This window comes from Mesorhizobium sp. B2-4-12 (genome assembly GCF_006441575.1).
GTDB lineage: Bacteria > Pseudomonadota > Alphaproteobacteria > Rhizobiales > Rhizobiaceae > Mesorhizobium.
The window spans coordinates 1-22,767 of the sequence record NZ_VFVC01000009.1 but is presented as its reverse complement, the minus strand read 5'-3'; the positions used below and the strand labels follow the sequence as shown (position 1 = coordinate 22,767).

Sequence of the window (22,767 nt, the reverse complement as noted above, 5' to 3'; positions counted from 1 at the left end):
GAGCGGCTGATCCGCTGGGCGCTGCGGATATTCAGCACGCTTGCCTTGGCCGGCTACTCGGCCGCCGTCTGGTATGCCGGACCGCTGATCCGCTTCGCCGATACCCGCCCGCTTGGATCCATCTGGCTCAGGGCGGTGATCATCGGCGTGACCATTGCGGTGCTGGCGCTGTTCTATGGCATTCGCTTCTGGAAAAGGCGCAAGGCGCAAAAGGCGCTCGAAGCGGCCATTGTGCGCGGCGACGAGCGGAACGACGATTCACAGGTGCTCGAAGCGCGCATGAGCGAAGCCATCGCGACGCTGAAGCGGACGAGCGGCAAGCGCAACTTCCTCTATGATATTCCCTGGTACATCATCATCGGCCCGCCAGGCGCCGGCAAGACAACGGCTCTGGTCAATTCCGGGCTGAAATTTCCGCTTGCGGGCTCCGGCAATGCCCAGCCGGTGGCCGGCGTCGGCGGCACGCGGTCATGCGATTGGTGGTTTACCGATGAGGCGGTGCTGATCGACACGGCCGGCCGCTACACGACGCAGGAATCGGACCGCGAGCGCGACAAGGCAAGCTGGCTTGCTTTCCTCGGATTGCTCAAGAAGAACCGCACCAGGCAACCGATCAATGGCGTGATCCTCGCCATCAGCCTCGCTGATCTCATTGGCCTCGACGACCAGCAAATCGAGGCGCATGTCGCCGAGATAAGAAACCGCCTGCGCGAATTGCACGAGGTGCTGAAGATCCAGTTTCCCGTCTATCTGCTTTTCACGAAAGCCGATCTCGTCTCCGGCTTCATGGATTATTTCGGTGAATTCGACGAGGCGCGCAGGCGCAAGGTGTGGGGCGCGACGTTTCAGACCGCCGATCGCACAAGGAACATGGCCGGCGAGGCACCGGCCGAATTCGACGGGCTGGCGAAGCGCTTGGCAGAAGAAGTTGTCGATCGCCTGCAGGAAGAGGCCGACCCTGTGGCGCGCATAGCCATATTCGGCTTCCCGGCGCAGTTTGGCGCACTCAGGAACCGGATAACGCATTTCATCGGCAGTTTGTTCGATGCCTCTCGATTGCGGGTGAATGTCAGCCTGCGGGGTCTCTATTTCTCCTCCGGTACTCAGGAAGGAACACCGTTCGACCAGGTGCTGGGCACTATCGGCCGCAGCTTCGGCAGTGCCTCGCAGGCGCATCTTTCCGGCACCGGCAAGAGCTTCTTCCTGCACGATCTCCTGACCAATGTGATCTTCGCGGAATCGGGCTGGGTATCCTTCGACCGGACGGCCGAACGGCGCGCCAGGCTTGCTAGGCTTGGTGGCCTCGCCGCGATTGCGCTGGCCGCCCTGGCGGCGCTCGGCGTGCTCGGCCTCAGCTTCTTTGCCAACAAATCTCTGATCGCCTCCACCAGGCAGGCCATGGCGCACTATCGCGACAGCGCGGATTCGCTGCTCAAGAGCACGACGGTGACCGACGTCGACCTGGAAAACGTCATCGGCCCGCTCGACCAGCTGCGCAACCTGCCGGCCGGGTACGAGAATGGCGATCAGGGAAAGCCGATCGAGGAGACGTTCGGGCTTAGCCAGCGCGAGAGGCTGCTGTCGGCCTCCAGGGCTGCCTATCGGCAAGCGCTCGAGCGGACATTCCGCTCCCGGCTCCTGGTGCAGGCGGAGCGGACCATCCAAGCCAGGATGGCCGATCCTATCGCGCTCTACGAGCCGCTGAAGATCTACCTGATGCTGGGCGGCAAGGCTCCCAAGGTCGATGAAGAGCTGATCGTTTCCTGGATGAGGCAGGATTGGGAAGAGAACCGCTATCCCGGCGAGAACAACCGCCAGGGCCGCGCACAGCTCGAAAAGCATCTGCGCGCAATGCTTGCACTCGACGACGCCTATGATCCCGCCTTCGAACTCAACCAGCCGCTGATCGAAGCCGCGCAACGCTCGCTTGGGCGCATGAGCCTTGCCGACCGCGCTTCGGCGCTGATCAAGTCGGCGATCTACGCCGCAAGACTGGAGAACTTTTCCGTCGAAGCGAAAGCCGGCCCTGAGGCGCAGCTCCTGTTCGAACGCGTGGATGGCAGCGACCTCGCTGATCTCAATGTTCCCGGGCTTTACACGCGCGCCGGCTTCAACCGCTTCTTCCTGCCGCAACTCTCGCGCATCGCGCAGATGCTCGTCAACGACCAGTGGGTGCTTGGTGGCGGCGGCGAACAGGGCGGCATCGACCAGGACCTGCCCAAGCTCGGTCCCGAACTGATCGACCGCTATAGCAAGGAATTCTCCTCCGCATGGAACGGTGTACTCGACCAGCTGAAGTTCAAGGCGTTGCTCAAGGACAGGCCTCAATACCTGGCGCTTTCCGCCCTCGCCGCGCCGGACTCGCCTCTCGATCAGCTCTTCACGGCGGTCGCCGATGAGACCGCATTGACGAAGGAGGACACCATGGCCGAAGGCGAGAGCAGCGCGGCACGGGAGGACCCCGCCAGCATGGCCAAGGGTCTCGCACGCATCGGCCTGCAGATCGCCGGCGGCAAGTCACAGAGCCGTGCCGGCTCTGGGTCGGCTGTTGCGCAGAATGCCGGCGCGAGCGTCGAGGCACAGTTTCGATCCTTCCAGTCCCTAGTCAGCGGCGCCAGCGGACGGCGGCCGCTCGATGCGTTGACGCGGAATTTCCGCGACATCTTTCAAAGCCTGAAGCTGTCCGCCGATGTCCCTTCACAGACCGAACGCTTCAACGCCAACCTGCAGCTGCAGATCTCCACGCTGCGCGCCAATGTCTCGCGCCTTCCGAAGCCGCTTGCGCACATGATCAACGCGGCAGCGGACGAGTTTGAGGGCAATGTCGCCGAAGCCTCGGTGGCCAACCTCAACAAGAATCTCGACCAGACGGTCACACAAGTCTGCGAGCAGGTGGTCAACGGTCGCTATCCCTTCGCCAGCGACGGCACGGAAGAGATATCGATAGCGGATTTCGCCAAGCTTTTCGCGCCGGGCGGGCTGATGGACCGCTTCTTCGCGCAGAACCTTGCGCCGCTGATCGACATGACCGGCCAGGAATGGACCTGGAGACAGGATGCCCGCACCAGCCGCGACCTGGCGAAGTCGACCTTGAAATCATTTGAGTCGGCCGCCGAAATCCGCAGCGCCTTCTTCCCTTCCGGCGGCTCGGTGCCGTCGGTTTCGATCACCATCACGCCTTTTTCGCTGAATGGCGACGCGGACAACGCGGTTCTCGATATTGACGGCCAGACCGTCCAGAGCAGCCAGACGGGGAACGCGCCAGGCACAGTGACGTGGCCGAACAGCACGGCCTCAGCTTCCGCCAGTCTCACCCTGCTGCCGGAGATGCCAGGCCGCGACTCCGCTCTTAAATTCGAGGGACCGTGGGCCTTGAAGCGTCTGTTGGACAAGGCGACCATCACCGCCAATGGCGCCAACACCGAAGCCCGCTTCGTGATCGGCGGACGAGATGTCGCTTACACGATCCAGGCCGGACCGGGGACCAATCCCTTCCTGCTGCCGGCCCTGTCCAGCTTCAGCTGTCCGAAGGCGTTCTGACATGCCTGTGTTCCAGCGCACTGCCAGCTTCAGCCTTCATTTTGGTACTCTAATCTATGCGCTTGTGGCAAAGTAGCGTGGGCGCGCTGCCCATGCTTGGTCGCAGAGGACGCTCGCGAGCGCTTGGTGGCAAATTGAGCACTGCCGTCCTTCCCATCGAAAGCTTCGGCGTGAGCCATAAGGGCTGCGTGCGCGACCACAACGAGGACAATTACCTGATAGAGCCGCAGACCGGTCTCTGGGTGGTGGCCGATGGCATGGGCGGGCACGAGGCCGGCGAGGTCGCATCGGCCAGCATCGTCGATCATCTGGCGACGATCGGCATCGCGAGCTCGGCGCCGGACCTTCGCGCGCGCTTCGAAGACCGGATGAGCCGCGCCAATTCCGAGATCCGCAACATCTCTCGATCCCGCGGCATCACCATCGGCTCCACCTTCGCGGCCTTGCTTGCCATGGACGGACGGTTCGCCGGCCTGTGGGCCGGCGACAGCCGCATTTATCTGGTCCGCAACGGCGTGATCCTTCAGGTCTCGAAGGATCACACCGAGGTCCAGGAACTGCTGGACCGCGGCATGATCAGCGCTGAGGAAGCACTTACCTGGCCGCGCCGCCATGTCATCACCCATGCCGTCGGCGTCAGCGATGAGCTCGAGATCGATTTCCAGCAGGGCGAGCTGATGCCGGGGGATGTTTTCGTTCTGAGCACCGACGGACTGACGGCGCATGTCAGCGATGCCGAGATCGAAGCCGCGGTGAGATCCGCAACACCGCAGGCGGCGTGCCGGCATCTGCTGGAGACTGTGCTGGCGCGTGGCGGAACCGACAATGTGACCATCGTACTCGTGAAGATCGGTGGCGGGCGCAACGATGCGCCCCATTCGGATCGGCCCGGAGTGGAGAGCCTGGCGAGATGAGCGACGACGACAAGACCCGGATATTGACGGACGTCACCTATGCTGGCGTCGGCACGCAGCTCAGCGGCATTTACGAACTCGACGAGAGGATCGCATCCGGCGGCATGGGAGAAGTCTATCGCGGCCACAACATCCAAACCGGCGACCATGTGGCGATCAAGATCGTATTGCCTGAATTCGCCCGCGACCAGACGATCCTGTCGCTGTTCCGCAAGGAAGCCTCGATCCTCAACCATCTGTCGCATGACGCGGTGGTGCGCTATCACGTCTTCACCATAGATCCGAGGATTGGCCGGCCCTATCTCGCGATGGAGTTCGTGGACGGCCAATCCCTATTCGACATAATGCGTCGCGGACCGATGCCGGGGGAGGAAGTGCGTCGGCTTTGCCATCGCCTGACGTCGGGGCTTGCCGCGGTGCACCAGGCGGGCGCGGTCCACCGCGATCTCTCGCCGGACAACATCATCCTGCCTGGCGGGCGGGTGGAACGTGCCAAGATCATCGATTTCGGCATCGCCCGGTCGGCGGCCGCGGGCGGTGAAACGCTGATCGGCGGGAAGTTCGCTGGCAAATACAATTACGTTTCGCCGGAACAGCTCGGCCTCTATGGCGGTGAGATTAGCGAGCAGTCCGATATCTATAGCCTCGGACTGGTGCTCGCCGCCGCATTGCGCGGAAAGCCGCTCGATATGAGCGGCACGCAGTACGAGGTCATCGAGAAACGCCGGGCCGTGCCGGACCTGTCCGACATCGATCCCGATTTCCACGAGCTCATCGGCGCGATGCTGCAGCCGGATCCGCGCGATCGGCCGGCCAGCATGGCCGAGATCGCCAGGGCAACGCGTAGCGAGGATGTCGACGTGACATTGCCGCCGGCATCATATGGTTCGCGTGAACGCTCGGGCTTGCCGCGCGCCGGCTGGACGGCGCTGTCCGAGTCCAGGCCCCAGCCTTCGGCGTCTCCGGGCGAACAGCGCTTCGTCGAACATGTGCGGCCGGCGCATCTGTCGCAACCAAGGCCCGCGCCAGCGCCCGCGCCGGCCAGCGCGCCCAAGCCGGCTGCGCCGCGAAGATCGTCGCGGATGCCGGCTATCGCTGGCGGCCTGCTGACGCTGGCACTCCTGTTGGGGGGCGGTTTTTACTTCAGTGGGATTCTTGCGCCCCCGCCGGCCGAAGAGAGGCCGAAGCCGGTGCCCGAACCCGCTGTGGAGGCCCCCAAGCCGGTGGCCCAAACGCCGCAGCCGGAAACATCGAAACCTCAGCCGCAATCACCGATACAGCCTCAGCCAGAGCCGTCAAAAGCTGACAACGCTGCCCCTGTCGAGACAATGAAGCCACCTGCCCTACCGGATGCACAGGTGAAGTCCCCAATACCGGCTGAGAACCAGGCGGACGCGGCGGCCGAGCAGAAACCGGAGCCAGCCAAGCCCACCGAAACCCCCGTAGCGACCCCCAGGCCGGAGGTGTCGCCGGCAACAGAACCACAGCAGCCCGCCGAGCAGGCGCCGGCCGCCCAGCCGCCGACCACCGACAAGCAGGAGCCTGTCGCGCCGCCCGTAGGGAAGCCGGCCCCGGCGGCCCAGCCCGAATTCACGGCCAACAACAATCAGGCGCAACTGCCACCGGTCGAGATCAAGCCTGCCCAGACGCCACCCGTGTCAGTGCCGAAGGCTGGGGAAAGTGCAAACCCGCCGACGATAAAACCCAGCGCAACGGATCTCGTCGACATGCTTTCCAATTTGGCCAAGCCTAAGGCTTCCTCGCCGCCGACTTCGGAGAGCCCGTTACCGGCGCAGCCGACTAGTCCGCCGGCAAAACCGGCGGCCCCGCCCCCGACCGCCAGCCAGCCGACGCCATCAACCGCGCCGCCAGACCCGGCACCGACAGCACAGCCATCCCGGCAGCCGCGGCCGCCGGTGACCACGCAGCCCGGAAATACCGAAGTCGCGATCAATATGCCCAAGCCGGCGGTTCCGCCGGCGAAAGCGGCCGACGAGACGGTGCAACGCGCTTCATGGGTGCGCGACTTCAGCGGCGGCGACTGTTTTTACGCGTCGCTGACATCGGCAACAGACAGCGCCGCCGCTATCGAAGGCTTTGCAACAGCCGTGCAGCCCTTCGAGCAGATGCTCAATGATTTTAAGACGAAGTTTCATCTCGAGCCGGACATCAGCGTCCGTCTCATCGAGCAGCCCCAGTGTGAAGTGACCAACTTTCTGCGCTTCCTCGACCGGAACCAGGTGGAAAGGCCTGAGCTCGTTCTCGACCGGGCGTCGGTGGCGGATGGCGCGCCGATCACCGGCGCGCTGGTAACGCATGGCGGGCTCGTTTCCAACGTCATGCTGATCGACCACAGGGGCATCGCCTTCAACCTCGATGACCGCATGGTGGCGCAAACCGACAAGGCGACCTTCAGCATCCCGATCGGTCTAGGCGCCGCCGACAAGGCGGCCGGAAAGGCCCTGCCGCAGATCATGCTGGTGATCACCGGGCCGCGGGATATTCAGGCGGCAATGTTCTCGATACCGACACCGGCCTCCGAGCTTTTGCCAAAGATCCTCGGGGAGATCGAGGCCGACGGTTCGCAGTTTTCCGCCACCGCCAAGTATTTCCGGCTCGGCGGATAGATATGAAACGCCGATGGACCCTCGCTACCTGCATTCATTTTGCCAGGCTTTGACGCGCATAGACTGGTTTCGATTCTTGCTGGGCTTCTCCGCCCGCGTGGCATTTTCCGCGCTGTTCGGCGCGGCGCTGCTCTTTATCCTCTCGACCAACAGCGCGCACGCCGAATTCACCGTCTGCAACCAGACGCTCGATGTCGTCAATCTCGCCGTTGGACAGAAGGTCGACAATGCCGACCAGACCGACGGCTGGTGGACCATCGGCGCCAACCAGTGCGTGAACGTCATCCGCGAGGAGCTGACCAACCGGTACATCTACCTGTACGCGACCGATGTGTTCGGCCATGCGATCCTCGACGGATCGACTGAGATGTGTGTCGATCGGCGCCGCTTCTCTATCCGTGGCATCGAAGAGTGCTGGCAGCGAGGTCATATCGCGGCGCGTTTCGTCGAGGTCGATACCCTTGAGCAGGTGCGCTGGACCTATTTTCTGACCGGAAACAGCCCGTGACGCACAGCATCGACACGAGCTTCAAACAGAAGAAGCTGGCGCGCCAGAGCGAGCGCAGACGCAAATTTTGGCGCCGCTTTCTTGCCGGCATTGCTGCGCTCACCATCATCGCGATCGCGACCGGCTTCTATCTGACCAAGGATGACTGGTCGTTCGGCGACGAGGATGAAGACCTGCATCCCGTCGAAGGTATGGAAGACGTGCCGCCCGACGCCTCGGTCTATGTGCCGGCCATCATCGACCTTGCTGGCGACCCGATGTGGATCACGCTGGCGCCCGATGCCGACACCGCCTCGAAGGGCCATACGGTTGCGCGCCCGGCCGAACTCGACACTTCCGGGGCTTCGCCGCAAATCGAGATTCTGTCTGACGTGATGCTGAGCACCAGCGAGAAATTCATGACGACGATCCCCTCAACGCAGGAGGATTTTGCCTTTTTCCAGGCGCAGCGGCAGGCTGCTCCGAAGCCTTCCGCCGCAGCACCGGACGATCAGCAACCGACTTCGCCCGCACCTGCCGTGGCGCCCAACGATGAACGAAGCGATCTGGCGAACGACCTGCAGGCGCCGCCGGAAGGGGGCGAGATCCCCGCCAGTTCCGCACCCAAAGCCGACGCAGACGATCCTGAGGCCGGCTGGGGCGAGACCATCGACCAAGGCGAGGCAGCGCTCCCCGCCTTCAAGAAAACCGCGATCGAGAACAACACCACCGTCGAGACCGTCATCAGCGAATATCAGCGCTTCGAGGCCACGGAGGATACTTTCGTGAAAATCCTCAACGACCGCAGCCTGGATGGCGTGGTGCTCGACGCCCATTTCTCCGCGGACGATGCCAGGCTTGCGGGCGAGGCGCTGAAAGCGCTGTTCAACCGCGACGGACTCGAACCCGGTTTTGTGGTCGCGTTGCGCGGTTTCCGGCCGAACCGCGAGACGACGACCATGTCGCTGATGCAGGTCTCCGTCTACGCAAGGAACGTCTATGTCGGTACGCTGACGCGCAATGCGGCCGGCGCCTTCGTTTCAGGCGTCGACCCCTGGGTCCGCGAAGACCTCTTCAACTATTCCGGTGCCTCGGATCAGGGCGGGCCCAAGCGGCAGTATCGCCTGCTCGACGCAATCTACTCGACCGCGGCGCGCAACAAGGTGCCGACCAGCGTGATCGGCGAAGCGATCATATATCTGTCGAGAGGACAGGATCTGGACGCTTTCGCCAGCGAGGACCAGCGCTTGGTGCTGATCTACTCGCAGACACCGCGCGGCCAGGGCGATATCTCCGGACGGGTGCTTTACGTCGGCGTCCTGGGTAAGGACAAGAACCTCGACTGCTTCGTCTTCCAGCAAAGCGACGGTCAGTATGCCTGCGTGACCGGCGATGATCAGGTTCGTTCGCTGACCGTCATCAACGGCATGGTCACGCCGGTGAGCGGGGTGATGACGTCGACCTTCGGCCCCCGTAAGCATCCGATCCTCGGCACGGTTAGAATCCACAATGGCGTCGACTGGGCGGCTCCAATCGGCACGCCGATCCTGGCCGCCTTTGACGGCGAGATCAGTTTCCAGGGCGATGGCGGCAGCTATGGCAATCTGGTCAAGATCGCCCATTCAAACGGGCGCGAGACGCGCTACGCGCACATGCAGAAATTTGCCATAGCCAGCGGCGTCGGCACCAAAGTGAGGGCCGGCGACGTCATCGGCTATATTGGCACCACCGGGCTCTCGACCGGACCGCATCTGCATTTCGAGCTTTATCAGAACGGCGAAGCGATCGATCCCCTCGGGACGGTCACCACGGTTGCCAGCGCTGATTCCGCCAATCCCGGCGGGGCCGGCAGCTCTGGCGATTCTGCCGTCGAGACGCTAACCGACCGGATCGTGCATGTCGAAAGCGGCGGCAGCGCCCGTGCCAAGAACCCCAACTCGTCAGCAACCGGCGCCGGCCAGTTCATCACCAAGACCTGGATCCGGATGATGAACACCTATCGTCCCGATCTTGCCCGTTCGCTCTCGACCGCTGACCTGCTCGCGCTTCGCTATGACTTGACTTTGTCGCGCGAGATGGTGCGTAACCTCGCGCGCGAAGGCGAGGCCTATCTGCGCGCCCGCGGCCACCAGATAACGGCAGGACGCCTTTACCTCTGCCACTTCCTTGGCATGGAGGGAGCGCACCAGGTGCTGGCCGCGCCCGGCTCGTCGCAATTGAGCGCCGTTCTGGGCTCGGCCGTGATCGAGGCCAACCCGTTTCTCATCGGCAAGACCGCCAGCTATGTCGTTGACTGGGCCGAACGGAAGATGGGACAGAAAGCGCCGCGCGTTTTGACGGATGTAAGCCAGCCGGCGACGACCACGACCGAACTCAGGCAGACATCGCCGGAGTTCGAAAAATACAAGCAGGCAATAGCGACCCTGCTCAATTCAATCCAGGATACGCCTGGGCCAGGCTAGTCTAGCGCATTTCACCGCTTCGAGGAAACGGTGAACCGCTCTATCTCTTTGTTTTGGTTTTGAGGCAACTCCCAAGGGAAGGCGCGATGCGCTTTTCCCGGGAAAGCCGTTTCACGATTTTCCTGGAGTTGGACTCCCGTTTGACTGTATCGCCTTTAATGGATCGCCTGGCGCCAATTGCCTACTCGGTCCTGATGCGCATTTCCACGCGGCGGTTGACAGGATCGTAAGGATTGGCGACGCGCGGATGCGATTTGCCAAGGCCGATTGCTTCGAGCCTGGTAGATTCCACGCCGTTCGCGGTCAGGAAGGCCGCCACCGACTGCGCCCTTCGCTGCGAAAGGTCCTGGTTATAGCGATCCGAGCCGGTTGCATCGGTATGACCTTCAACGACAAAGCTGAACGTTTTCAGCCGATTGTCCTTCAGCGCCTTGGCGAACTCGTCGAGTTCGGTGCGCGCGATCTGGTCGAGTTGCGCGGAATCAAGGGCGAAATTGATCATCATGTCGAGACCGGTTTTTTGTGAAGCCGAGCCAGTCTTCTCAGCCTTGCTCTTGCACTCTTCCTCCGTGCCGACGCAGATGCCGCGCGAGGCGCCCAGATTGCCTGGCTGGCCGGCGAAGAACTTCACGATGTCTTCCGACTTCTGAAGCGGATCGGCGCAGACATGCGTTGAAAGAAGCATGGCCGCCAATGCCAAGGCTGAACTGCCCCATCGCATGACCGTTACTCCTGTCCGAGAGGATTTCGCTGGCGCGTACCATATCAAATCGGCAAGCGATTGTCTGCGAACAAACGCGTGCTGCTCGTGGCTGCCGACCTGCCAACACTGACGCTTGACCGGCGCCCGGCCACAGGCTTCAGTGCTATTCCGCTGGCTTTCGGGGTGTGGCAGCCATGGCCAATGAACTCGGATACAGAACGGCACGGGATCTGTTTCTTGCTTGTCCCGCCATCGCCAGGGACATGAAATCGCTGGCCACCGGTCAGCCGCCGCTTGATTTTTGCCGTGCCCTGCTTGCCGGGCGGGTGCCGGAAGAAGCCGTCACGTTCTGCGCCTATCTCCTGCCCGAGCGAGCCGCCGTCTGGTGGGGACATGAATGCCTGAGCAATCTTGTTGAGCTCCTCGCGGAGCGGGATCTCGAATTGCTGGCGCTTGTCCACGACCGCGTCGGCGAACCCGACAATCCTCGCCATCAAGCTGCCCTGAGCAATGCCTTGGACCTGCCGCCGGCGACACCGGCCGCCTGGATCGCTTTGGCAGCGGTGTGGCGTGAGCCGACCCTCAACATGGTGTCGACCGGATTTCCTGCCGCCCATGCCGTCAATGCCGGAATTCTGGCCGGGCTGGCCCGCGCCTCGCTGGCGGACCGGTTTACCGTGCTTTCCGCCTTTGTCGAAATGGGCATCCAGATGGCGGAGATGGAGGCGTAACGGCTTTCGCCGATCCCTATTCGCCGTCATGCTGGCATCAGGCCAGCATCACCGGCAACCGCCTTGTGCCCATCTGGCCAGAGCGACCTTGAAGCGGGTACCGAGCGGATGCTGCAGGCGCAGGACCGAGACGTCGTTGGCGGCGAAATTCTTCGCCTGCTCGCACAATCTTGTTTCGTTCCACTCATGGCAGGTGTCGCAGTGCTTGCCTTCCCAAACCGACTTGTCGAGGCCTTCCACCGGACTGAAAAGTGGTTCGCTCCTGATCAACTGGGCGATGCTCTTGCCGTCGATCGCCGGGTCGCCGAACTTGACGGGACGATCGAAAAGAATCGGGCCGTCAGTCGCCAGCTTGGGGATTTTCGCGCGTAGAAGATCGAGCGCAAGCTGGTCGTCGGCCAGGCCTGACGACGCGCCGGTGTTGCGGGTTCCGGAGCCGGCTTCAGCCGGCGGAACGCTCGCCTCGCCGACGATCAGCGGCGCGTTGAAATCGACCTTGTGCAGGACAACCTCGGTGGTCAAAGAAACATTGATCCAGGGGCGTTGCTTGCCGGCGGTCGCCTTGAAGACGTCGCTGGTCACCCTGTTCATCGCTTCGGTGATGGAGACATTGGATTCTCCAATGTGCTGGAGCAATGCCGTCGTGAAGGGCGAATGGTCGCCGGAGCCATCATAGGCGAGTTGGTTGGGACTGGCCGCGAAGGCGACGAGCGTTCCCGCGCCGCCATTCTCGATCGGAATTTCCGCAAGCCCGCTGCTTGCACCTTTGATGCCCGCGGTCTTTGCCAGCACATCGGCCAAGGGATTGTCGCGGCATGCGTCCAGGAACACCAGCCTTATGCTGGTCTCACGAGACATCTGGCGCAGGATGAAATCGACAGACACGGTCTCAAAGTCGAGCGAGGTCTCGTCCTCGAGCGCGGCATCCACCGGAAGCAGATAGTTCTTGCCTGAAACCTGCAAGCCGTGGCCGGCATAGAAGAAAAGCGCCACATCGGCGCCGCGCACCTGCTTGGCGAACTGGGCGACCGTGGCCTGGGTCTGCTGCTTGGTGAGGTCGAAGCCGGAGATCACCTCGAAACCAAGGTTCTGCAAGCGCTCGGCCATCGCCTGGGCATCGCGCACGGGGTTGGCGAGCGGCGCGGCGTGCTGGTACTGCGAGTTGCCGAGCACGAGCGCGACCCGGCGCTCGGCGCTGGCGGCCGTCAAAGTCAAAAGCAAGACAAGGGCGGCAAGACCGGCGCCGCGAAGCAGGCCGGCGCAAAACGCGATTGGACGGGAGCCCACCCCGACCTCAGTTCGCGAGCTTCGTGGCGGAGAATTCGATCCGCCGATTGAGCGCCTTGTTCTTTGGCGTGTCGTTGGCGGCAACCGGCCTATCCTCGCCATAGCCGGCGGCACTGATCTGGCTGCGCGGCACGCCGTCGGCGACCAACGCATTGGCAACCGCCTGGGCGCGCCGTTCCGAAAGCGTTTTGTTTGCCTCGGGCGATCCATCGGAGTCGGTGTGGCCGGACACTTCGACCTTGAGCGTCGGACACTTGCCGACGACACCTTCGACCTCCGCCAGCAGCGGACGGCTCTTGGCATCGAGCCTGACGCTTGCCGGGCGAAAGTAGATGGCGCCGGTGCGCGACAGCACGGCAAACCGGTTGAGGCACTCCTCATCGCTGAAATTGGTCTTCGCGGCATCGGTGGCCACCGGACCGATATCGGCGCCAGCAGCGACGGTCTGAACCGCGGCCGGCTTGCTGCCGTCGGCAATGAAGACGAAGTCAAAGGACACCGAGGCGGTGGGCACTATGTTCGTCACATTGGCGGCCTGCTGCAGCTTGTCGACGTTCGGCAGCAGGCCGAAGTCCTCGACATGCACCGCGACGGGAGCCTCGGAAGCAACGGAGACCTGAGTGTCGCTGATCATGGTCACGACGACGCTCGCCTCCAGGTCCTTGTCGACACCGTGCAGGCTCAGCCGGAATGGCAAGGTTGCCTTGATCCGGCGTTTGACCGGCAAGTCGGCAAATGCGGCCGGGTCCACCTTGGCCGTCAGCTCGGCCGTCGGATACTTGAATGTCTCGAAGAACAGGAAGCGCATGCGCACATTGCGGAGATCGACACCCGTGTCGACGGAATTGAGATCGAAGCTGATCTTGGCGTCACCGGCGGAACTCAGCGTGCCGGTGATGTTCCTGATCTTGTTGGTCTCGACGATCGTGTTCTTCTTGACCGACTGGTAGGTGAGCACCGAGGCGGCAGGATCGAGCGTCCAGTTCGCCGCGGCATTGGCAGCTTGCGGCCAGAACAGCAACAATCCGGCCATTGCGATGATAGTGAGACCCGCGGCTTGCGCAGCAGCGCCTGCCTTCGTCCTCCGCCAGAATGCGATGACTTCGACCACGGAACGCCCCCTTGCCCAGGACAACCCAATATCGATACCGGCATGCGATCGGAGCATAGAGCACTTGCCCTTGCTTGGCGAGCGGCTCTAGCCGTCGTGCGCGGTTGAAGACGCATGCCATGCAATCATCTGAGAGCGCGTCGCCATAGTCCGAGCGCGGCGATCAGCGAGTTCAGTGAAACTTTTGGTCAGCCTCCCCAGCCGCCACCGCCGCTGCCGCTGTTTCCGCCGCTGTTGCCACCACTATTGCCACCACTATTGCCGCCGCCTATGGCCGGTAAGACGGGGGGCGGAGATTCAGGCGTTTCCCCAACGGGTTTGATCAGTTTCTTGGCAACGACAACCTTTGGCGCGGTCGTCGTGCGAATGACCTTCGTCTTGTGTTTCACCGTGGGGGTCGGCTCGGCTCTCGGCGTCACGGTCGTGCACCCCGCGACAACCAGAGCGCCTGATAGGATCGTTGCGACGATTGCGTGTTTTTTCGATGCCCAGCCCACCGTATTGCCTCCACATTGATCAGAACAAGTCCCGGCGCGGGTTGGCTTGTTCCCAGACCGCCCTGGCCGTCTTGACCAGTCGATCGTCCAACGTGCCGTCCGCCGAAATCTTCGATTTGAGGTCCTCACGCATCCGCTTCAGAGCCGCCGTCTTGGCCTTGGCTCCGAACTTCGCCAGTCTGCTCCTGGCATCCGGAATTTCGTTGCGGAGATCGAGCGCGGCGGCGAAAGCAAGATAGCGCACCGCCACGGCCTGGTCCGCCTTGTCACCCCTCCGCATCTCCAGAGCCGCGCGATCATACGCGGCCGACTGATCGCCGCGGTCGGTCGCCAGCTCGAATAACCTTTGCGCTTCTGCAAGATCCTGCTGCACGCCGACACCGTCTCTGTACATGCGCGCAAGGCTGCCGGGAGCGTACGGTTGGCCGAGATCCATGGATTTCTGGAAAAGCGAGAGTGCTGTCTTCGGGTCCTTCTCGACCCCCGTGCCGGCGAGATAATTGCGGCCGAGCAAGTTCATCGAATACATGTCCTGTCGCTCGACGCCAGCTTTGAGGAAGGCCACGGCGCGAGCTGGATCGGCAGGCACGCCATTGCGACCTTCCGTGAAGATCGCCGCAAGATCGTTCATGGCATAGGTGTGCCCCATCGCCGCCGCCTTCAACAGCAGGTCCAGCCCCTTGGTGCTGTCACGCTCGACACCGTAGCCGTTGAACAAGGCGCGGCCCCACGAGGTCATCCCATAGGGATCCCCCTTGTCGGACGCTGCAGCGTAGAAGGTATTGGCCTGCTTGCGATTGACGGGCATGCCCGTTCCCGTCGCGTTGAGGTAGCCAAGCTCGAACACCGCGCGGACGTGCCCCTTGTCGGCAGCCTCCTGGATCGCCTTCTTGGCCTCATCGACCTTGCCGACCGCAAGCAGCGCCCGACCGAGCTGGTAGCGGAAGCGAGCGACGTCCGGATAGGCTTTGACCGCCGCCCGGCAGACGTCGACGGCGTTGCTGCTGATTTCGTTCGGCAGCAGGCCGGGGACGACGCCCTGCAGGTCAAGAGGCTCACCGGCCTCCCTATCGCAGGGATCGACGGTTGGTGACAGCTTCATCGTCGCCGGCTTCGACGAAGCGTTGTCCGCCCTGATTTCAAAGCCGACTATCAGTGGTTTGACGGCGCCAATCTGGGGTTCGTAGCGCAGGTGGTCGACTTCATCGGCCATCAGGCGCGAATCCGGAGATAAGGTCCGATCCGGCAGGGACAGTGTCCCGGTTGCCGGGTAGCTCGCAAGTTTCAGGCTGACCGCGGGATCCGTGGTTGGGAAATCCAGCTTCAACGGAACCGGACCCACGCCGACGGGAACCTGTACGTCACGGTTTTCGATCGCTTCGGCGGCGCCGGTAATGTGAATGCCTCGTTCCACCACTTCCTGTTTCTGCTCGGACTCGATCGAGGCCATAAGTTGCCTGCCCTCGGCGCCCTCCCCATTCTTGACGCGGAACACCAGGATGCCCTGGGATTCGCCACCCCAATTGTCGCGTGTGGCATAGACCAGCATGTCGACTTCTTCCTGGGCGCCAGCACCCTTGGGCACGTCCATCTCCAATCGGGGAAGATCTTTGCCGGCGATCCACTCACCCGCCGCAACCGGCTTGCTATCCAAGATCAGACGCCCCAACGCCGGCGGTCTCTCGATGCTGACGGTGACCGCGCCGCCATCGACATCGACCGGCTCCGGGAGGTCGAGCGCGACAGGCCCAACGCCGGACGGCACGACCTTTTCCAGCACCGGCGGCAGTGCGGGCCGGCTGGTGCGACGCATAAGGACGACCTCGTCGATCAGCGATGAGTTTTCCCAAGGCACCTGCTTGCCAGCCGTAGCCTCGACCACATCACGGCGAACGGCCGCCATCACCGAGCGTATCTCCTGGTTCGGCGCCAGCGCGCGACGGGAGAAGGCGGAGGAAAAAGGACTGAGATCGCCACTTCCGTCATAAGCGACAGCACCGGGTTCGGTGGCGAAGGCTATAAGCGTGTTCAGCGAACTTTTCACCTGCGCAAGACCGGTGTCGCCGGCAGTGATCAGCTGGTCTCGCAACCAATAGTCCTTGCGTGGAAACGGATTGTTGCGGCAGGCGTCGAGGATGATCACCTGGATCTTCGATTTCGCGCGCAACTGCTGCAGCACATCGTTGAGCTTTACGGCCTGCACCTCAATGTCAGCCGCGTTCCTGAGCGATGCATCGACCGGGATCAGGAAATTTTCACCGCCGATCTGAAACCCATGGCCAGAATAGTACACGACCGCAAGATCAGCGCCGTCCGCCGCCGCAAGGTAGTTGCGGAACTGCTTTTCGAACTCAATTTTGGTGAGATCCTTAGCGACGAACACGTCGAATCCGGCCAGCCGGAAGGTGTTCGACACATCGTCGGCGTCCTTCTCCGGATTCTTCAGAGCCGGAATTTCGCGGTACTCGGAATTGCCGATGACAAGCGCAACCCTTCGATCGGCGCAAGCTTGGAACGCCGTGAAGCTCGCGAGGATCAGGGCCGCAATGAAAGCACAACATCGCAGCATGGCTCATCCTTAACTGCTAGTGACCTGTCGGGTCACAAGACACAGCTTGTGACGCCGCGGTCCGTTAAAGACTTCACATCCGCCGAAACGGCAAGGCACGAAAGGCATCCGCAATGGCTGGCAGATGCCGCACCCAATCAACTGTTAAAATAGCCCAGTGGCGTGGGTACCGCAATAAGCTGGGCGAATCGACGCCCGGACTGCAACGGCAAGCGCAATGAGATTTCGGCGGAGCTCGAGGACATGAAGATCATGTTCGACGGTATTCCGCTGGCCATTGAAGCTGGCGATCCGGCCCTGGCCGCGAAAGGATGGCTGCCAGCATGGAACACATCCACGGGAAACGCAGCTGGTGATTCCCAATGAAAAGGCACTTTTCGATTTTGGCGCGCCAAGAAAACGGTACCGTCAAAAAGACGTCAGAACGGTCCTTTTGCACGCGATCGTTCGCGATCGACGGGCGAAGATTTCTGCTTATTAAATCAGTCGTTTTTAGGGGTATTCCGATAGCACGCGATAGTGCGCGAAGGCCCCAAAATCATTCCCACTCGATCGTGCCTGGCGGCTTCGACGTCACGTCGTAGACGACGCGGTTGATGCCGCGGACCTCGTTGATGATGCGCGTGGCGGCGGCACCCAGGAAATTCATGTCGTAGTGGTAGAAATCGGCGGTCATGCCGTCGACCGACGTGACGGCGCGCAGGGCGCAGACGAATTCGTAGGTGCGCCCGTCGCCCATCACGCCAACGGTCTGCACCGGCAGCAGCACGGCGAAGGCCTGCCAGATGGCGTCGTAGAGGCCAGCCTTGCGGATTTCGTCGAGGTAGATGGCGTCGGCCTCGCGCAGGATCTCCAGCTTCTCGCGCGTGATGCCGCCCGGGCAGCGGATGGCGAGGCCGGGGCCGGGGAACGGATGGCGGCCGATGAAGCTTTCGGGCAGGCCGAGTTCCTTGCCCAGCGCCCTCACCTCGTCCTTGAACAGTTCGCGCAGCGGCTCGACCAGCTTCATGTTCATGCGCTCGGGCAGGCCGCCGACATTGTGGTGGGACTTGATGGTCACCGACGGACCGCCGGTGAAGGAGACGCTCTCGATGACGTCGGGATAGAGCGTGCCCTGCGCCAGGAAATCGGCGCCGCCCAGTTTCTGCGCCTCTTCCTCGAACACTTCGATGAACAGCCGGCCGATGGTCTTGCGCTTCTTCTCCGGATCGGCTTCGCCTTCCAGCGCCGAGATGAACTTGTCCGAGGCATCGACCAGGATCAGCGGCAGATTGTAATGCTGGCGGAACATCGAAACCACGCCCGCCGCCTCGTCCTTGCGCATCAGGCCGTGGTCGACGAGGATGCAGGTCAGCTGGTCGCCGACTGCCTCGTGGATCAGCAGCGCGGCGACCGAGGAGTCCACGCCGCCCGACAGCGCGCAGATGACCTTGCCCTTGCCGACCTGCTTGCGGATCGCCTCGACCGCGTGCTCACGATAGGCGCGCATTGTCCAGTCGCCCTCGATGCCGGCGATGTTATGGACGAAATTCCTGAGCAGCCTTGCACCGTCGGGCGTGTGCACCACCTCGGGGTGGAACATGATGCCATACATCCTGCGCTCGACATTGCCGAAGATGGCGAAGGGCGAGCTTTCCGACTTGCCGAAGACCTCGAAGCCCGGCGGCAGCGCAATGACACGGTCGCCATGGCTCATCCAGACCTGATGGCGCTGGCCGGTGGCCCACAGGCCCTCGAACAGCGGGCTATCCTTTTCGATCTCGACGAAGGCGCGGCCGAATTCACGGTGGTTGGAGCTTTCGGCGACACCGCCCATCTGCACGCACATCGCCATCTGGCCGTAGCAGATGCCGAGCACCGGTACGCCGGCATCGAAGACGATCTGCGGCGCGCGCGGGCTGCCGATATCGCTGGTCGACGCAGGACCGCCTGACAGGATCACGGCTTTCGGATTGATGCGCTTGAACGCCGCCTCGGCCGACTGGAACGGCACGATCTCGGAAAACACCCCCGCCTCGCGAATGCGGCGGGCAATGAGCTGCGTAAACTGGCTGCCGAAATCGACAATCAGGACGGTATCGGGATGATTGGCTGTTGTCATGGCGAGCGTTTAGAGAAAGAAACGAGTCTGCGCAATGGGTTGCATAGCCTGACGTTCAGAGCGGTCTCGGCTCGTCACGGGGTGAATCCGTCCGCAGCGTGCCCGACCCGATCGCCTGTTCGAGGCGCGTCACGGCGTCGGCCAGCTTCTCATCGATGACATGGAGGTATTCGGTCCAGTCACCAACATGCCTGAGATCAGCCGCCCCGTCGGAAATGCCGCGCAACCCGATCAAAGGCACATCGAACAGCTGGCAGGCGCGCAGGCAGGCGAAGGTTTCCATGTCGACCATGTCGGCCGCGATCGAGTCGTAGGCCGCGCCTGTGATGATCGCCCCACCGGTCGACAGCGTGGCCTCCTTTATATCCGGAATGCGGAACGGCAGCGGCACGGTCACCGGCAGGTCGAGGAACGGCGTCGCGCCCTTCTCGAAACCGAGCGGCGACGCATCGATGTCGCGATAGCTGACGGAGATGGCCTGATAAATTTCCGTCTGTTCCAGGCTCCGGCTTCCCGCAGACCCCAGTGAAACCACCAGATCGGGCAGCGCCTTTTCCGACTTCAGCCAGGACAGTTCGGCGCCAAGCCTGACGCCCGCTTCAACCGGGCCGACACCCGTCATCAGTGGCGTGAACAACCGTTGCAAATGCGGCCCGTATTCGGCCTGTGCCGCCATGATGAAAAGGACGTCCTTGCCACCGATCCGCACAATGTTACCCATCGTATCACCCTGCAATCCCGTCGCGCCCAACCATCGTCATCATCGTCCCCGTCATGGTGGCGATCAGCTTGGCCTCGCCGTCGGCGGCGAAGGCATAGGCCTGGCCGTCGGCAACGATAATGGTGCGACCAGGCTTGGTCACCGAGCCACGGAAGAGAAAGCGCTCACCCCTGCCCGGCGCCAAAAGATTGACCTTGAACTCGATGGTCAGCACGCCGGAATTCTCCGGCATCAGCGAGAACGCCGCATAGCCGCAGGCCGAGTCCAGCGCGGTCGAAATGACGCCAGCATGCAGGAACCCATGCTGCTGGGTCAGTGCTGCCGAATAGGGCATCTCGATCTCGATGATGCCAGGCGTCACAAGCGTCAGTTCGGCGCCGATGGTCGCCATCGCCTGCTGGCGTGCGAAGGATGCCCTGACGCGATCCTCATAGTCTGGAGCCGGTACGATCTTTGCCGCCATCACGATTGCCTTCAGGTTTGCCGGGAAAGCTTATCGCAGAGGCATGGGCGGCAGGCAAATGCTTTTGCTGCACTGCAGCATTAGGCCTCGGCCGAGCAGGGAAACTCCATGCGGGATGAGGGCACTCGGTGCGGTTCAACTGGCCCTGCGCATGGCACAGAAATAGAATCCGTCAGTGCCGCTCAGCGCCGGCGACAGCGAAACATCCCCGCCAGCGCCGATCCGCGCGGCCGCCTCATGGCCTGGAAAACAGCTGTTCCAGAGCGCACGGTGATCGACCGGAGCAAAGCCGCTGTTGCGCTCGCGGAATTCCGCGACCTGTTGGCCATTCTCGTCGTCGAATACCGAACAGGTGATGTAGACCAGCAGGCCGCCGGGTTTGACATAGGCGCGTGCCGCGTCGAGGATCGCCGATTGCTCACCTTTGCGGGCGTCGAGCTGTCTTTGCGTCAGCCGCCATTTGGCATCGGGACGGCGCCGCCAGGTGCCGCTGCCGGTACAGGGCGCGTCGACCAGCACGATGTCCATATGATTGGCGAGCGGAGCGAGTTCGGCCGGCTTGGTGACGACCTGCACGTTGCGGTTCTCCGAGCGGCGGATGCGGTCGAAGATCGGCGCCAGCCGCGCTTTTTCGGCATCATGGGCAAAGATCTGTCCCCGATTTTCCATCGCGGCCGACAGCGCCAGCGTCTTGCCGCCGGCGCCGGCGCAGAAGTCGAGCACCTGCATGCCGGCCGTCGCGCCGGCAAGCGTGGCCGCGATTTGCGACCCCTCGTCCTGGACCTCGAACCAGCCTTTCTGGAAGGCCGGCTCGGCCTGCACGTTAGGGTGCCTGCCGTCGCCGTCGATGGGCGGGATTCGGATGCCCTGTGGCGCGATCCGCGCGGCGCTGGCGCCGGTCTGCGCCAGCTCGGCCAGCACTTTGGCGCGGTCAGCCTGCAGCGTGTTGACGCGGATGTCGAGCGGCGGGCGGGTGGCCAGCGCGGCGCCCTCCTCGACCCACGTTCCGCCGAAGGCCCGTTCGAAAAGCGGTTCGCACCAATCGGGTATGTCGGCGCGAACCGCGGGCGGCGCGTCGGCAAGCCTGCGCTGTGCGATTGCCTGGAGTTCCGTGGCGCTGAGCAGCGGCGGCGCGAACTTGTCGCCTTCGAGCACGGTGTTGAGTGATTGCGCCGTCTGGCCCCATTCGAGCAGCAGCGCCCCGAAGCCGATGGCACGCGGCGTATCTTCGCCGAGCAGCCAGCCGGCGGAGCGTTTGTGGCGCAGCGCGTCGTAGACGATGTTGCCGATCGCGGCGCGATCCCCGCCGCCAGCGAAACGGTGTGAGAGCCCCCAATCCTTCAGCGCATCGGCCACCGGCCGGTGACGCCGGCCAATGTCCTCCAGCACTTCGATGGCCGCAGCCAGCCGTCCGCCCAGTCGCATTCGTTATTCCATCAAATCGAGCACATTCATCTCTCGGCCTGCTCTTAGAGCCTTTCACGTCCGGATTGAACCCCGCTCCGACTCGCGACGAGGCAGCAGCCCGACCGTGGCCTGCCAGAACTGTATGATCAATAAATCATCCGGGTCGGCACCAGCAGAGCGATCAGTAAATGAAAGATCTCTAATGTTCGTAACTTGGTGAGCGCAAGCATCGTACATGGCGCAACAGCTCTGATTTCCAAGTTTTTCGGTTGGGAATACTCTTCCAACCATGATTCGCGGCGCGGAAAACGCGGACCGGCGGATCGTCACGAGGAGAGGGCAATGAAGACTTATCTGGCGGAAGTTCTAGGCACATTTCTGTTGGTATTCATCGGCACGGCGTCGGTGGTGACGGGCGGCTTCGGCGGCGCGCTGCCTCTTGGTCAGGAAGGCATTGGCCTGGCATTCGGCATCGGTCTCATCGCGGCGGCCTGTGCGATCGGTCCGATTTCGGGCGCGCATCTCAATCCGGCGGTGACGCTCGGCGTCTTCCTTGCCGGCCGGTTGCCGGCCAAGGACGTCATTCCCTACTGGATCGCGCAGATCATCGGCGCCATCCTGGCTTCACTGGCGTTGTGGATCATCGTTTCCGGCCAGGCCGGCGGCCACATAGGCGGCTTCGGTGCCAATGGCTGGGATGAGGCGAAATGGGGCGTGAGCTCGGCATTCCTGTGGGAGCTGATCGGCACCTTCACCTTCGTCACGGTGATCCTCGGTGTTACCGCTGAAAAGCACTCGACGGCATTTGCCGGATTGGTCATCGGCCTGACGCTGGCGGGCATTCACTTCGCCATGATCCCGGTCACCGGGACCTCGGTCAATCCAGCCCGCTCCATCGGCCCGGCGCTGTTCTCGGGCGGTGCAGCGATCGACCAGCTCTGGCTGTTCATCGTCGCGCCGCTGATCGGCGGCGCCGTCGCCGGCGTCGTGGCCAAGGCGCGTGTCTTCGAAAAGGATTGATCTCGAAGGCCTGAATGAAGAAAAGGCGCGGACCGTGGCCCGCGCCTGCCTCAGACTGCTGACGAACCCCGTCGATTTTCGGCGGGGTTTTGTTTTGCGCGTTGATTGAGCTTTGTAAATTGGTGTC

The 22,767-nt window shown here is 62.8% G+C and carries 16 protein-coding genes; 8 read left to right on the top strand and 8 right to left on the bottom strand.

Translation table 11 applies throughout. From position 1 onward, the window contains the following. Window positions 1-6 precede the first annotated feature (6 nt). The 5 genes from tssM (at window position 7) to FJ934_RS07840 (ending at window position 10,030) form a co-directional block, all read left to right on the top strand. Window positions 7-3,540, top strand: a complete 3,534-nt coding sequence (gene tssM, locus FJ934_RS07860; protein ID WP_140608628.1) for a type VI secretion system membrane subunit TssM — start codon at window positions 7-9, stop codon at window positions 3,538-3,540. Window positions 3,541-3,674: 134 nt separating this feature from the next. Next, the gene (locus FJ934_RS07855; protein WP_140608437.1) at window positions 3,675-4,454 is read left to right on the top strand and encodes a PP2C family serine/threonine-protein phosphatase; all 780 of its coding nucleotides are present in this window, start codon (window positions 3,675-3,677) and stop codon (window positions 4,452-4,454) included. Further along, complete coding sequence (locus FJ934_RS07850; RefSeq protein ID WP_140608435.1) at window positions 4,451-7,081, top strand: serine/threonine-protein kinase; 2,631 nt, start codon at window positions 4,451-4,453, stop codon at window positions 7,079-7,081. The genes FJ934_RS07855 and FJ934_RS07850 overlap by 4 nt, the downstream gene beginning before the upstream one ends. 13 nt (window positions 7,082-7,094) lie before the next feature. After that, a complete protein-coding gene (locus tag FJ934_RS07845; protein ID WP_181165553.1) occupies window positions 7,095-7,589 on the top strand; it encodes a DUF1036 domain-containing protein in 495 nt (164 codons plus the stop codon). After that, on the top strand, window positions 7,586-10,030 hold the full coding sequence (locus FJ934_RS07840) for a M23 family metallopeptidase (protein WP_140608433.1): 2,445 nt from the start codon (window positions 7,586-7,588) through the stop codon (window positions 10,028-10,030). Before FJ934_RS07845 ends, FJ934_RS07840 begins: the two co-directional genes overlap by 4 nt. A gap of 181 nt (window positions 10,031-10,211) precedes the next feature. Here the strand turns inward: FJ934_RS07840 and FJ934_RS07835 are convergent, their stop codons facing one another. After that, window positions 10,212-10,715 (bottom strand): OmpA family protein, encoded by a 504-nt coding sequence (locus tag FJ934_RS07835; protein ID WP_140608431.1) that lies wholly within the window; start codon window positions 10,713-10,715, stop codon window positions 10,212-10,214. Window positions 10,716-10,927: 212 nt separating this feature from the next. Between FJ934_RS07835 and FJ934_RS07830 the strand changes: the two genes are divergently transcribed. Next, window positions 10,928-11,464 (top strand): hypothetical protein, encoded by a 537-nt coding sequence (locus FJ934_RS07830; RefSeq protein WP_246671450.1) that lies wholly within the window; start codon window positions 10,928-10,930, stop codon window positions 11,462-11,464. Window positions 11,465-11,512: 48 nt separating this feature from the next. On the opposite strand, the gene FJ934_RS07825 is transcribed toward FJ934_RS07830, so the two are convergent. The 3 genes from FJ934_RS07825 to FJ934_RS07810 all read right to left on the bottom strand — a co-directional run bounded on the left by FJ934_RS07825 (window position 11,513) and on the right by FJ934_RS07810 (window position 16,928). Beyond that, window positions 11,513-12,751 (bottom strand): caspase domain-containing protein, encoded by a 1,239-nt coding sequence (locus tag FJ934_RS07825; RefSeq protein WP_140608427.1) that lies wholly within the window; start codon window positions 12,749-12,751, stop codon window positions 11,513-11,515. 7 nt (window positions 12,752-12,758) lie between these two features. Next, window positions 12,759-13,862, bottom strand: coding sequence for an OmpA family protein (locus FJ934_RS07820; RefSeq protein WP_181165552.1), 1,104 nt, complete (start codon window positions 13,860-13,862; stop codon window positions 12,759-12,761). Window positions 13,863-14,378: 516 nt separating this feature from the next. Continuing rightward, a complete protein-coding gene (locus FJ934_RS07810) occupies window positions 14,379-16,928 on the bottom strand; it encodes a caspase family protein (protein WP_140608421.1) in 2,550 nt (849 codons plus the stop codon). A 243-nt stretch (window positions 16,929-17,171) separates the two neighbouring features. On the opposite strand from FJ934_RS07810, the gene FJ934_RS28645 reads away from it, so the two are divergent. After that, window positions 17,172-17,294, top strand: coding sequence for a hypothetical protein (locus FJ934_RS28645; RefSeq protein WP_264296510.1), 123 nt, complete (start codon window positions 17,172-17,174; stop codon window positions 17,292-17,294). A 172-nt stretch (window positions 17,295-17,466) separates the two neighbouring features. Here FJ934_RS28645 and guaA read toward each other — a convergent pair whose 3' ends face one another. The 4 genes from guaA to FJ934_RS07790 all read right to left on the bottom strand — a co-directional run bounded on the left by guaA (window position 17,467) and on the right by FJ934_RS07790 (window position 21,638). After that, window positions 17,467-19,029 carry a glutamine-hydrolyzing GMP synthase gene (guaA, locus tag FJ934_RS07805; protein WP_140608419.1) on the bottom strand — a complete coding sequence of 521 codons (1,563 nt, stop codon included), beginning with the start codon at window positions 19,027-19,029 and terminating at the stop codon, window positions 17,467-17,469. Between the two features lie 55 nt (window positions 19,030-19,084). Beyond that, a complete protein-coding gene (locus FJ934_RS07800) occupies window positions 19,085-19,750 on the bottom strand; it encodes a 5'-methylthioadenosine/S-adenosylhomocysteine nucleosidase (protein ID WP_140608417.1) in 666 nt (221 codons plus the stop codon). A 4-nt stretch (window positions 19,751-19,754) separates the two neighbouring features. Further along, window positions 19,755-20,213, bottom strand: coding sequence for a PaaI family thioesterase (locus FJ934_RS07795; protein ID WP_027146613.1), 459 nt, complete (start codon window positions 20,211-20,213; stop codon window positions 19,755-19,757). 135 nt (window positions 20,214-20,348) lie between these two features. Then, entirely contained in the window at window positions 20,349-21,638 is a 1,290-nt protein-coding gene (locus FJ934_RS07790; RefSeq protein ID WP_140608415.1) for an RsmB/NOP family class I SAM-dependent RNA methyltransferase, read from the bottom strand. A gap of 324 nt (window positions 21,639-21,962) precedes the next feature. Between FJ934_RS07790 and FJ934_RS07785 the strand changes: the two genes are divergently transcribed. Then, on the top strand, window positions 21,963-22,640 hold the full coding sequence (locus tag FJ934_RS07785) for an MIP family channel protein (RefSeq protein ID WP_140608413.1): 678 nt from the start codon (window positions 21,963-21,965) through the stop codon (window positions 22,638-22,640). Window positions 22,641-22,767 lie beyond the last annotated feature (127 nt).